Source organism: Bradyrhizobium sp. 132, from assembly GCF_023074185.1.
In the GTDB taxonomy this organism is placed as follows: Bacteria; Pseudomonadota; Alphaproteobacteria; order Rhizobiales; family Xanthobacteraceae; genus Bradyrhizobium.
Genome location: NZ_JADPKY010000030.1, coordinates 14,580 through 27,475 on the forward strand (window position 1 = coordinate 14,580; position 12,896 = coordinate 27,475).

Annotated in this window: 9 protein-coding genes; 3 read left to right on the forward strand and 6 right to left on the reverse strand. The window is 56.2% G+C overall.

Features of this window, described 5'->3' with window-relative positions:
* The first annotated feature begins 414 nt into the window (after positions 1 to 414).
* Positions 415 to 954, forward strand: coding sequence for a hypothetical protein (locus IVA74_RS04275; protein WP_247340179.1), 540 nt, complete (start codon positions 415 to 417; stop codon positions 952 to 954).
* Complete coding sequence (locus IVA74_RS04280) at positions 948 to 2,369, forward strand: alpha/beta hydrolase (RefSeq protein WP_247340180.1); 1,422 nt, start codon at positions 948 to 950, stop codon at positions 2,367 to 2,369. Before IVA74_RS04275 ends, IVA74_RS04280 begins: the two co-directional genes overlap by 7 nt.
* Positions 2,370 to 2,376: 7 nt before the next feature.
* On the opposite strand, the gene IVA74_RS04285 is transcribed toward IVA74_RS04280, so the two are convergent.
* The 6 genes from IVA74_RS04285 to IVA74_RS04310 form a co-directional block, all read right to left on the reverse strand.
* Positions 2,377 to 2,850, reverse strand: a complete 474-nt coding sequence (locus tag IVA74_RS04285) for a TIR domain-containing protein (protein WP_247340186.1) — start codon at positions 2,848 to 2,850, stop codon at positions 2,377 to 2,379.
* Between the two features lies 1 nt (position 2,851).
* Positions 2,852 to 3,442: a 7-cyano-7-deazaguanine synthase gene (locus tag IVA74_RS04290; RefSeq protein WP_247340188.1), complete on the reverse strand. Its 591-nt coding sequence runs from the start codon at positions 3,440 to 3,442 to the stop codon at positions 2,852 to 2,854.
* Positions 3,439 to 4,155 carry a DNA lyase gene (locus IVA74_RS04295; protein ID WP_247340189.1) on the reverse strand — a complete coding sequence of 239 codons (717 nt, stop codon included), beginning with the start codon at positions 4,153 to 4,155 and terminating at the stop codon, positions 3,439 to 3,441. The genes IVA74_RS04290 and IVA74_RS04295 overlap by 4 nt, the downstream gene beginning before the upstream one ends.
* Positions 4,155 to 5,567 carry a toll/interleukin-1 receptor domain-containing protein gene (locus tag IVA74_RS04300; RefSeq protein WP_247340193.1) on the reverse strand — a complete coding sequence of 471 codons (1,413 nt, stop codon included), beginning with the start codon at positions 5,565 to 5,567 and terminating at the stop codon, positions 4,155 to 4,157. The genes IVA74_RS04295 and IVA74_RS04300 overlap by 1 nt, the downstream gene beginning before the upstream one ends.
* An 80-nt stretch (positions 5,568 to 5,647) precedes the next feature.
* Entirely contained in the window at positions 5,648 to 6,586 is a 939-nt protein-coding gene (locus IVA74_RS04305) for a PfkB family carbohydrate kinase (RefSeq protein WP_247340195.1), read from the reverse strand.
* A 503-nt stretch (positions 6,587 to 7,089) separates the two neighbouring features.
* Positions 7,090 to 9,519 carry a hypothetical protein gene (locus tag IVA74_RS04310; protein ID WP_247340196.1) on the reverse strand — a complete coding sequence of 810 codons (2,430 nt, stop codon included), beginning with the start codon at positions 9,517 to 9,519 and terminating at the stop codon, positions 7,090 to 7,092.
* Positions 9,520 to 9,887: 368 nt separating this feature from the next.
* On the opposite strand from IVA74_RS04310, the gene IVA74_RS04315 reads away from it, so the two are divergent.
* The gene (locus IVA74_RS04315; protein WP_247340199.1) at positions 9,888 to 12,806 is read left to right on the forward strand and encodes a toll/interleukin-1 receptor domain-containing protein; all 2,919 of its coding nucleotides are present in this window, start codon (positions 9,888 to 9,890) and stop codon (positions 12,804 to 12,806) included.
* The last annotated feature ends 90 nt before the right edge of the window (positions 12,807 to 12,896 follow it).

Sequence of the window (12,896 nt, forward strand, 5' to 3'; positions counted from 1 at the left end):
GTTGCTGCTGCTGCGGAGAGCCCCGTCGTTCGTACACGCGAGAAAGATTTAGTGCCAATCGGGGATTAGTTGGGACGCCAACAATTTTGTTAGCTGTAGGCGAAGACTTACATCTCGGGGAACGATGGAAATCGCTGGGGCAGCTCTCGAGAGCGATGAAATTCCATTCTAGGATGCTGACATGGAATCAGGTGGGCGGCCGGCGGTAGCAATCAACGCGCTCCCGCTCTGCATTCCCCAAATGGATGGGCCCTAGCGTCGCATCTCGAACTGCTGATGATTGAGTCAAGCAGCTGACCGCGGTAGCCGATGTCTGCCTTGCATCCATGAATGGCCCTAGGTGTTGGCCGTCGTGCTTGAATCGCGCGCGTATGGGCATAGGATCGGCAGCGGCAGCAGCAGATTCGGATTGACATGACAAAAATGGCAGTCGCGGTACTTGCTGGGCGGCGTATCGATGCAATGGATGCGCGTGTCGATCGGTTTCCGTTACAGAATGTGCCAATCGTGAAAAATCGCATTCGAGACGTTCTTGCCATCAAGAATATTGAGTTGTTGATTAGTTCTGCGGCTTGCGGCGCAGATCTGTTGGCTCTGGAGCAAGCTTCGCTTTTAGGAATTCGAACCCGAATAGTCCTCCCTTACGAAATCGCTAGGTTCCGTCAGACCTCGGTGACCGACCGCCCCGGGGACTGGGGCCCATTGTTCGATCGGATGGTCAGCCTGGCGGAGGCCAACGGAGAGCTCATTACGCTAGATCTGCTCTCCGAGAGGAATGCCTTTAGCATTGCAAACAGGGCGCTTATCGCGAAGGCAACGAACGAGGATGCGCTCTTGACGTTGGCGATTGCGGTCTGGGAAGGTGTATGCCGGGGATCGGACGACTCGACGGCGGAGTTTATTCGATTAACTGCAGAGGCAGGGATGAGCCTGGAGACGGTGCTCACATGTTGACGCGTATCAAGGCGGTCATCGGGCGCGCGGTTAAAGTGGTTCGCAGGCAACCGGTCCGTCGAGTTCTTCAGTATCGCTGCGAGGGCCACGAGATTGCACTTGTGCTTGTGCATGGCTTTTCAAGTTCGGTGCAAACAGTCTGGGCGCAGTTCGCCACACTTGCTATTGCCGATGACACGATTAAGGGCTGGGATGTGCTCGGGGCTGGCTACACAACGAGCTTGCGCATTGATATCCCACACGTCTGGGCGGCTGATCCCGACATCCAAACACTGGCGGATGGCGTGCGAACCACGCTGTCGCTACCTCCCTTCGATCGTTATCGGAGCATTGCGATTGTCGCCCATAGCATGGGTGGGCTGGTTGTCCAAAGAGCGATTCTAGACGACGAGACGCTTGGGAAGCGCCTTAGCCATCTTTTCTTGTTGGGTACGCCCAGCGCCGGATTGAAGAAAGGACGAGTTTTTGCCGCCCTGAAGCGGCAAATCAAAGATATCGACGCGGATGGTCCATTCATCAGGAAACTAAGGAGCGATTGGGATAAGTGCTTTGCGAACGGTACGCGCTTCCTGTTTCGCGCGATTGGTGGAGATCGTGACGAATTTGTTCCGTCGAAATCATCACTCGAGCCTTTCGATGACTCTGTTCGCAGGGTCGTCGCGGGCAATCATTCAGACATTGTGCGGCCGGCCGACATCCAGCACGAGGGCCTTGCTCTAATCGTTCAGGCGCTAGCAGGCGAAACAAAGCCGCGCGCCGCCGTCGACAGTGCAAGGCTGGCTACGGAGTTGGGCGAATTTCAATCTGCAGTTGATGCCTTGTTACCGAAAGTTACTTCGATTGATGAAAGCGCACTGGTCAGCCTTGCGTTGGCCCTGGATGGCCTTGAGAAGAATGAGCAAGCGCTGGATCTCCTTGAGAACCAGGACTCGCGCCTCTCCACCACTGACGCAATCGGAACGCTTGCAGGCCGCATAAAGCGCCGATGGCTGGTAGAGCGTGCCGCCGCCGATTTAGATCGCGCTAAAGCGCTCTATCGAGACGCTTACGACAAATCAGTCGCTGCTTCAAATCATACGCAAGCATTTTATCATGCAATCAATCTGGCATTTCTTGAGCTCATGTCATCGCCCGAGGGTTCAGGTATTCCGGAGGCGGCAAAGAAGTTAGCTAGAATTGCAGCAGAACATTGCGTTCAGGTACCGGAAGACGCCTGGAGCCTCGCAACAGAGGGGGAAGCTGCTCTTGTTTTAGAAAATCTTGATAGAGCGATCATGTTCTATGAACGAGCGCTTCAGCGTACGACGTCCCCTCGCGCAGTGGATTCTATGTACAATCAGGCCGTGCGGGTGGCAACACGAGTATTTGCGGCGGAAGGTGCACGAAGAATCGAGCGCCTGTTCGGCGTATCATAAGTGAAACTCAAAGCTCATTCGACAGCTTGTTCCAGGGAACAATTTTCACACCATTCTTGCTGATCCAGTCCGGAGTGGTTTTTGGCGCGCCCTTCTTTGAGTGAGTGGCGATCACTCTCTTACCGAGTTCAAGGCTTTTCTCGACCTCCCACTGCACCCATTTGCTCTTGCTCGATTCATCTGTGAGATATACGACCGTTACTGATGCCTGGTTGATACGCTCGGCCAGCCTGCTTCTGATGTACTCGGCGCGTTCGCTATTATATGGCTCGTGGACAGACCGATCGTTGAATTCCAAGTCATTGTTCTCATTCTTAGCTTGGCCGCGCAATAGATTGACCTCGTCCAGATCATCATGATCGAAGCTGATGAAGACATTTTTCCGGCCGGGCGCCAACGCCTGCTTCGCTTTTTCTTCAAGGCTTCGCAGATCGCCCAGAGTTCTGCGACTCCCTCCACCACCGCCGCTGTTCCCGCCCATGCTAGATCTCCTCGAATTGAAACTCCTTGCAGGCGATACATTGCCCACAAGGGATATCATCCCCGGAATGACACGAGTAAGTTTCATCAATTCCTTTGGCCTTGGCCAAAGCAACAACATCCTGCTTGATCAACCCGTTAAGGGGCGCCAACACCTTAATGTCGCGACCTATCGCAAAACGTAACATCGATTCCGCCGCGGACAGAAATGCCGACGTCTGGTCCGGAAAAAGACTGGTATCTTCGTGCAGCAACCCGATTGCTATCGCGTCCGCGCCCACTTGATGCCCGTAGGCCGCAGCCATCAACAAGAACAGCGTATTCCTGCCGGGCGTAAATGCATCCTCGACAATCCGCAGGCTATTGTCAGTCAAACCCGACCGAATGAGTCCGCCGAAACCCGACAAGTCTGCAATCACAGGCGCGGGCAACCCCAACCGCTGCATGGCGCGCCCGCATGCAGCGATTTCCTTCTCTCGTGCGCGCTGGCCATAGTTGATGAACAATGGATATTGCGTGTTGCCCATTTCCTTTGCCAGGCACGCAACAAGCGTTGAGTCCAGGCCACCTGAAACGAGCGTCACAATACTCATGCTGTCTGTCCTTCAGCCAGGGATATGTCAGCCAACACCCGCATAACGACCCAGAGCGCCCAATCAAATAGACCCAGCGTATATCCAAGTGAATTCGCGTGGTCCCTGAGCACAGTTTCATAGGACGTGTAGGATTTGTAATTGCTGATTGATGTTCGCGATTCATGGCGGAGCCCCGTTAGGCTCATGTAGGATAGGATGTGACGATCGAGAATCGCCATCTCGTCACTAACGCCGAGATTGCGGAGAAACATGCTGGCCTGCTTTGGCCCAAGCCCAGGCGCATGCTGCACAAGCCACCGGCGGGTGTCCTCAACGTCAGAATAGTGGGTCAATGCTTCAGTGAGAGAACCAAAGCAGCCCGCTATGTTGGATTTGGCTGCAGCTAATTGAGCAGACTTAGCAGCCGGAAAACGGTATCGGCGTAACTTTCCATCGATGGAGAAGGCTCCGTGTAAGATCGCGCTTAGATCATGTTCAATGTCTGATCGGGGCCTTGAGTCAGAACACGATAAAACGCCACTTTCGTCGATCTTGTCGGCAGCTGCCTGCGCGAGACTGAACGGCACCTGACTGCTCAATACGCAGCACGAGAACTCGTACCAGACAGTTGCTTCGGTTGGCGCCTGTCGTTGAACACCTGCGCTTTGCTGAATGTCAGGATAGATAACCGCAACCGCGTATTGGATGCGTTCGGCCAGCTGGATATTCATCAAAGCACTCCCGGAAGGGCTTCTCGGGTCAGCTCCATTGCCTCCTCCGAGAGTAACTTGGTCAACATCTCTACCAACCGTTTGTCATCGAGCATTGCAGCCCTCAGTTTGTTGAGCCAAGATGCGTAGATATCAAGGTTGTGGAACACGGCTCGCCCCGAATAACGGACGTTATCATCGAGTATAGCCGCGCGAGTCACCGGCGATACCGCATACTGATCCTGCCATTTGTAAAGGTCGTAATGCTGGAAGTGATGCAGGGTATGAGTCTTGCCATCAAGCACATACCGGCACCACTCCAAGCCGTCGAAGCTATCGGCGCCGGCCGCGCAAAGCAAAGCAATGCTGACCGGATTTCCGGTGCCTAGAATGTGAATTGGTTGGTAGAAATAGAGCTCGCGCAAAGCGTTGCGAATGCTTCGCATCGTTTTCACGCGTTCAATGATGCCCGGGCCGAGCTCCCGTTCGGGGATCGCCACTAGTGGCGGACGAAACTCCTTGGCAACGCGCTTTACAAGCTCCGGCGCAATTGCCACGTCGTACTCTCCTCCTGATTGTGGCAAGTGCACGATCGGAAGAATGGTGCTGTGGCTCCGTCGCATATCCCGCTCAACCGTCTGAATGATGTCTTTCAGGGCCGGCATTAACCGCTTGGGAGGATCGAGGTTATCGTAGCAAAAGGCCATGTCGTGCGGCGTCTCGCTGAGCGTTCTGTGATACTTTGAAAGTGTCCATTCTTTGTCGCTACGCCTTGCCATCTCATAATTGCCGGAGTCGAGTAAGATCTTCACACCCTTACGGCGCAACTCCCGAAGAACAGGGAGCAAGCCTCTGGTGCGTCGTGTCTTGTCCATGTCGTAAGCCGACACGAGAATTGACCGCGCACCGAATAAATTCAGCGCGTCGAGCGCGGCTCCGGGTAACAGCCTCGTCTCATGGGAGGAAACGGAAAAAAAGAACGCAGGCAAGCCGGTTGCATTTGCAAAGCCAAGTCCAGCTGGTCGCTCTGTCGCCCCACGGCGGGCTTGAAGAGTTCGATCGATACGATCAAGGTGTTCTCGCACCTCAGGTGTGAGATCGTCGCCATTCCAGCCGATTGCGTCGGTGGCCTGAAGACTGCCGTGACCCAAGGGAGCCGGCACTTCGTGAATTCGGATTGGAATGATCGGAACGTTATGCTGAGTTGCGATCTGAAGTTCGTCATGCAGGACCGCGCTGTCCTCCGCGGCCACCGACCAGATCGGCACAATGCATCCAGCTGTTGGAATCTCGCTCTTGATCGCCCGACGATAGTCACCGTTGTCGATCCGGTGATCCCACCAAACCTTCCAGCGCGCTCGAAGTGAAGCATCAAGCCGTGAGGCCTGTTTCCGAGCATCTTTTCTCGCATACAGAATACAGATATCGGACACTCGATAGTTCTCAATCAACCGCGAGGTGCACAGGATTGTGCGATTCTATGCCTATTGAGCAAGGCTGATCATATCGCGATTCACGCCTGTCCCCAGCCAGCCCAATACAGAGCGGTTGTAAAGTCGTCAGTGTATTGGACCGACGCTCTTTGTTCCGCCGGCAAAGCGCTCCGCTGCTGAAAAACTACCACGAATAGCCCAGCCGAAACGGCAGCCGCAACGATGGACGCAGCAGTTCCAGATAAGCCGTCAGCAAGAAGCAACAGACTACCAGTTTTGGGTAACGTGTCGGGAGTTGCCATACGCACGCTGACCCCGAGGTCCATCAACCGCGAAACTGCCTCTTCGCGTAGCCAGCGGTCAGCTAGAGTTGTGGTATCCCCGACAACCACCACTCCCAGATTCGACTGACCTACTGGTTTTAGATCGGATCCGTCGACCTGCCGCACCGGCAAGACGCGGGACGCGGCATAAGCTGCGACCGACTGCGAAGCAAGCGTTGCTGCCTCGGCGGGCGCGGCCGCCCGCACCGCCCAGTGGTACGCAAAGACAGCGCTAAAAACATCACCGGTGCCGATTTTGAAGATCGACGAAGAGCGATAGGCGGATACCCATCGCGGAGTCTCGTTCGGTGCGAAAACCCAGGCACCTTTAACGCCGCATTTTGCGACCACGGCATCCGCGCTATCGGACTTCAAAATATGATTTGCTGCAACATGGATATCTTCTGACTTCCCAAACTGACGCAACTCAAGTTCATTCAGCACTATGGCCAGCTGTTCGGCCTTCGAGCCGTTGGCGGCGAACCGCGCCGCAAGCGCATTTTGAGGATCGTAGACCGCTCGCTTTGCGGTCACGATGGCGTCACCTTCAACCATTCCGAACCGCAGGACTAGCTCGCCATCCACGAGTAGCGGTTCCTCTTGCGAGATGATGCGCGGTATGATTGCTGGTTGCGAGAGTGGATGCAGATAAGAGAACACCACTTCGGTGGCGCTATCATGCGCGGTGACGCTCACGCGTTGAACCTCGATAGGGTAAAGATCCTGACGAAGAACTCCCGGACGGTAGGTTACTAACCGCACGCTGGGCGCAAACCCCGCAAGGACGACGGCCCCCCGTCCGCCCGAACCCAGAACGGAATTCCAACTCGGACTCTCGCACAGCTCGCGATAGCATCCCCCCACGACGATCATTCAAGATATTCTTTCTTCAGAACACATGCGCGCATGTCTCAGACTCACCCGGTAGCGTTCGCGTCCGTTCTCTGTTCACTTTCGCAGCAAAAGGTCTGTTCCAGGCGAGTTTCCCGGTGACGAATTTTGTTTCGTTTCAGCGCCCACAAAGATTGCTCAAGCGCGTCAAGTTTTTTGAACTTCGATCACGGTCGCCGCAATGTCCCCAAACCATCTGACATGCTCGCCTCCCTATCCGATACTACTCGCGCGCGGTAAACCGCTTGAAAAGCCGTTTAATTTCCTCTTCTCAAACGCGTCACCATCAACGTCAGCTGAACTTCGGTTCACCGAGGCCTTTCCGCTCGCAATTCGTTGATAATTTCTTGCACTCGCCGAGGCAGATTGCCCGGCAACGACTGCCCTCGTTCGGTGTCATTTTCGAGAATCGCGTACAGCAGGCGCCGCCGCAACAGTGGATTCTCCGTGAACTGGCAGAGCATTGCTACGATCTGCCTCACGATATCGATTTGCTGCCGGGCACCACTCGCGGTGCGCCAGGTAAGCGGATCGAGGCCGTGCTCCAGCAGCGCTTCCCAGCATGCTAAAGTCGTCCGGCACTCAGCTTCCACCAGCACGCGATCCACGCTTAGTGAGGCAAACTCTTCTGTACTAAGCGCCACGGTCGCTCTCGCCAGTTCCGTTGGTTCCAGACGCAGCCACGCCGCCCGTTCTACCAATTCCCGGGATACTTCACTTCCGAGCAACAAATAAGAGGGATAAGCCGTTGATCGCCGGATGCGCGGGACCACAAGTGCGTTGGCCTTCACTGTTTGCCCGGTCTTTCGGTCGTCCGGCACTTCCACTTTCACCACACCCGTTTCAGGCGTTACGGTAATCACTGTGCAGCCCGCGGCAAGATGCGACTTTAGCACCGAGGTATACAAGATGCAGATATCAGGAAGGTCCGCCTGCGTCACAATGATTAGTGTTTTAACGCTGCTTGGTACAAACCGTGTCCATCCGTTGCCGTCTTCCGCGAGACAGAGCGAATCGGCCCACGTTGCGCAAGCCGAATCGACCTGAGGGATAGGGATGCCGGCATTCAGCCAAGTGAGCAGTTCGGCGCGCCGTGCCATCCACGCAAGAGCCAGCACGCGCTGCGTCGCGTAAATCCACACCGCGCATCCACCCGTAAGCTTATCGGCAGCGGCATCATTTGCCGCGCGAGCCAACTGCTGCTGTGACGGCACACGGCCATAGTCGCCAAATGCGCCCAGCGTATGCAATGTCTCTTTGATAACCGGACGAGCGCCGGCGCCAGTTACCCAACCTACGCCGTCCGTAAACGAGATCGGCATGGACCCGCCAATCAGATCCATACCGTCGCTTTCCACCAACCCGACGAGCGGCAGTTCGGATATCAGCTCCGCCACTATGGGAAGATCGGCCGCGTGTGTCGTCACAAGACCCGACGAGGGTATCGCCTCGGTTCCCCATACGTTCAGAGCCCCGATCAGCTGGTCGGTGATATGCATCCACTTATTAGCGCTACTGCAAATATCTAGTGATCGCGACCACGAAGGCGTCAGTTCAGCGATCGAGTTTCGGATACCGCCCGCCACTTCGAGAAAGCACCATGCGCGACCGAGATAGTGTTGGTCGTCCGCAATCACCACCGTTGTTGCGCTCGCCTGTATGCGATTTAGCAGCCGCAAGTCGTTACGAAAGGTCCGCTCTTCCTCGTCTGCTCGCGGCGCCTGATACATTGAGGCGTAGTCGTACCACAGCAAAACCTGGCTGCGCATCCGATCGAGAAGCTGTCCCACACCTAGCGATTCTTCCACCGCTTCTGCGGCCGGTAGGAAAGCCGCTTCGTCAGCAGCCGTCCTAGCTACGTCGATCACAGCCTCCGCCCAAGCAGAAAGCAGAATGCGCTCCGCCACGAGCCGCGAGGATGAATCGAAAAACCGTCGCATGATCTCAGGCAGGCCAGAGTGTGTTGCCCTGCCATCCTCCATGCCTTCAATCGCAACGCACAGAGCGAGAAGGAGACCTGTTTTGAGTGCCTTGATTTGGTTTGCCGCCGGATCCGGGTGCTCGGGGGTCTCCCAGCGATGCGAAATGAACAACAGCAATCGGCCTTCACTCGCTATTTCGACTAGGCCTACTGGAATATCCTGCCTCCGGTGCATCTCTTGCCAACCGTTAATCGTCTGCCAACTGAGCCATGTGCCGATTCCGCCGTGCCATGGTTCGTGAATCGCCTTCGCGCGCTTGCTTTCGCGAATTCCCATGCCGGTTACCACGACGTGTTTCTCTGCGCGGAAAATGATGGTAGCGGTCATGCCATAATGGCCAAGAATGCCGTCGCTTTCCTTGTGAGGAAGGTTCGCAAACGGATGAACGTGGGGATCCTGTCCGCCGCCCCATTCATTCTCGCAAGCGAGCGCGATCGTGCTACTTGCCCAGGGCGCCACGCGATTGTAATCATTACTTCGCCGTGTCGCCATAATCGCTAGCTCCCGCTCATCAAGCGAGGCGGGCGCAATATGGCGGGCGCGCATCGCTGCGTCGGATGCCGACCAAAAGTCCGGATCCTTCTGCACAGCCATTAAAGTACTGAGCGATTCGGCCGCGTACGGTGTCAGATCGCTCCCTGCCGAAGGAAGCCAGTGCGCCGGAATACACCGGAATTCCTTATACCCCTCTGCGCGGGTCACATCGTCCACCACGGGCTTCGCGTACTCGCCGCTTAGTTGTCGTTTGAGGGGCATCTGAAATTACCTCTCGATCACGCTCTTGGATGTCTTAGACGGGCTGCGTGCTCGCTGCTCAATACAACCGGGCAAGTTCCTGCGAGATTATGGATGTCATTCGGTCCTCTAGTAAAGAGGTCACGGCATTTGCGATTGCCTTCGGGGGTCAGCTTTGACTACGCCGATAACGGGCTCCGCGCAGCCGAACTACCTTCAATAGCGGACTCGAATCGGACGGAAAGTAACGACTCTGGCGAGGCGAAGTCATATCGGTTCAGGAATCAGTCCGTGATTGCCGGGCCGGATTTACGGCCGGACTGGCCCTCATTGTGGTTTCCGAAGGGTGAGGCTAATCAGAAGATCGCCTACCCCAGCGGAATCGCTAGATGAACGAGATGCGGCAACCGAGCGCAAAGCAAGTTCAAGAGGCTCGGCGATTTGCCGTCTTCATTAGCTACAGCCATCGAGACGAATCCCTTGCGGGCTGGCTGCATCGTAAGCTTGAGGGTTATCACGTGCCTAGGGACTTGGTTGGGAAGAACGGGGCCTTCGGCCCCATTCCCGCTAGGCTTGGACGATGCTTTCGGGATCGTGACGACCTCTCGGCTTCGGGTAACCTCAGCGACGCGATACGTGACGCGCTCGTCAACTCGGATGCGATGCTCGTGTTGTGCTCCCCCAGCGCGGCTACCTCGCCGTATGTCAGTGAGGAGATTAGAACTTTTAAAGCCCTCGGCAAGGGGCATCGCATTCTTGCAGCCATTTCGTCCGGCGAACCTCATGCGGCGAGCCGCGCCGGGTTTTTTGCGGCGGATGAATGCTTCCCGCCAGCTCTACTGCGACAAGTTGGGCCTGATGGTTCGCTGACTGAGCTGCCTGAGGGGCGTGAGCCCCTTGCAGCAGATTTTCGGGAAAGAAAGGACGAGCGAGATGTAGGCAAACTGAAGTTGATGGCGGGTCTGCTCGGGGTTGGCCTCGACGATTTGGTGCAACGCGAGAGGGTCGCACAGCGATGGCGTATGCGAGTGACAGCGTGTCTGGCCGTGATGTTCGCCCTTCTGGCACTTGCGGCTGTCGGATTTGGTCTCTGGAGCGAGCATCAACGCATGCGCAGTGAGGCAAACCGTCTCGCTCTGGAATCCCAGCTCGCCAGCGAACTTGATCAGTCCCTGTTGCTGGCGGTTGCCGCATACAAGACAAGCCCGAGTTTTCAAACTGATGTTGCATTATTCTCTGCCCTCACACGCAGGCCTAAGCTTGATCGTTTTTTGCATGGTTCCAATGGCCCTGTGAGGTCCTTGCTCGTTCTGCCGGATCAAATAATCGTCGGATTGGCAGGACGCGACAGCGGCGAGTTGAGCCTGTGGGATTTAACCAAGCCAAGACCTGAGCGCACGCTGATCACTGGTGTCCAGGCTGGAGTCGCCGCGTTTGCCCTCGCCGCCAGAGGGACCAAATTGGTGGTTGCGAGGAAATTTTCCATCGAGCTGTTCGACTTCAATTTGTCAGCACGCCGAGCAACGCTAATCCAGCAAATCCCCACCGAAGAAGTTGCCGCTCTGGCAGGTCATGTTGAGAGCCAATTCGTCTATGCGGGAACAGCCAAGGGGAAGGTCATTACCTTTGATGTGGCTCTCGGTAAAGCTATCAGAGAGGAGCCGTCGCCCGAGAGGTCGCTGGAGTATCCTGTTCTTCGGTTGGCTCCAGACGGATCTACTCTCGCTTTGCAGACCAAAGGCGGCATCTGGCTGAGACGAGGTAGCGTATGGAGGCGGCTGTCGCCGGCACCAGCCGCGGGCCAAGTGTTTATCGACGCGGTGTTCGACAGTGCCGGTGAACACTTGGCAAGTGCGAGCGGCCTTGATCAAAACTGGTACGGTCGCGAAGATGATGCAAGAAAAACAAATGCCTTTCGGTGTTGGAAGGTGGCAGACGGCACATTGGCATCGGAATGCCCTCAAATCGGGGGCCTGGCGAGTCCCGGTGGAGTAGGAAGCATCTCCGCGGATGCCGTTTTGCTCTCGACCCGTGATCTGCGCACGAAAGCTGATGTGACGGAATATTGGCTGCGAAAAGGGTCAAAGTGGACAGCATCGACCCTGCGCGCGGACGCCACTTTTGTGACAGGCCTTGCCGAAACGAAGCGTGGAGCCCTCATGGTCGGGACCGTGGATCAGGAACTCGGTTTGTATGCCCTTGATCGTTTGGGGCCAGGCGAGAGCCGGCAACTGAAAGACGAAGGCCAAGTCCTCCTACTGAGGTGGACCGAAAGTGGATGCCGTCTGATCCTCCGGACCGGTCGAGAGCTTCGGTTGTACGATTGTCTCGGAGCGCCTGCGATAACTAAGAACGTGAGATTCGATTTCGAGGCGAATGTTGTTGTTGGGCCGCGTGCGGCTAGAGATCAGCTCAGTCTGGAGGCTGTGGATGCCCGAGGAAATTTGATTATCTGGGATAGTGCGCTAACCGAAGTCGTCCGCGCTCCGCCGCCTCCCGGGATCTCCCTTGCTGAGGCGGGCCGCGAAGTTGTGTATGCGCCGAAGTGCGGCTGCATATTTCTTTCGATTGGAACTGATGAAATTTGGCGTTTTGATATTCAGACTGCCAGATGGCGTCTGTTTGCCCATTCTCCCTTCAAAATCCGAACTCTTGGATTTGGTGGCGCTGGAGTGCTGTTTGCCGGCGATGCCAATGGCGGCGGGATTGCAGCATTCGACGCACAATCAGGAAGCTTGAAGTTCAGCATTGCCTTGCCGGGCGGCCAATTCGTGACCGGAATCTTTGCTGATAGTAGGGGCGAAGCTGTATACGTGGCCGCTTTGACAGGGCGACGCAGCTTGTACAAGCTCGATGCGCGCACCGGAGCGCTGCTATCGGACGACTTCAATCGTTTCCCAGGACCTGCCAAGATATTGGCTGTCTCCCCAGACAGCCAGTTCCTGATCATGCAGGGTGTCGGTTTCGCGGATCAGAAGCTGCAGAAAAACAACGATTCCCGAGCCGGTGCTGCGCTCGAGCTCTGGGATGCACAACGACTGCTTCCCCTTGGGGATGGATTTCGACTGCGGGAATGGGATTGGTTCGCTAGCTTCGATCCAACCAGTAATTCGGTTGTTCTCGCACCGGAATCGTCTGCCGAGTTCGCACGTTTACCGCTCGATCGAGCGTCCTGGATGGCCACCGCTTGTCGGATGGCGGGTAGGGATCTCGGCGAGAAGGAACGAGAGCGGTTTCGGATCGCCGCAGAGAACGTTTGTGCTGTGGAGCCGAATGAGGCAGCACCGTCGCTGCCAATTTGGCCGTAAGAGAACAAGATCAAGCTCGGCTTACGCCCGATCGACGCGGCGGTTACCTACGAGGGCAGCAACGTGATCGTTGATGGCCTATGAAGCCGC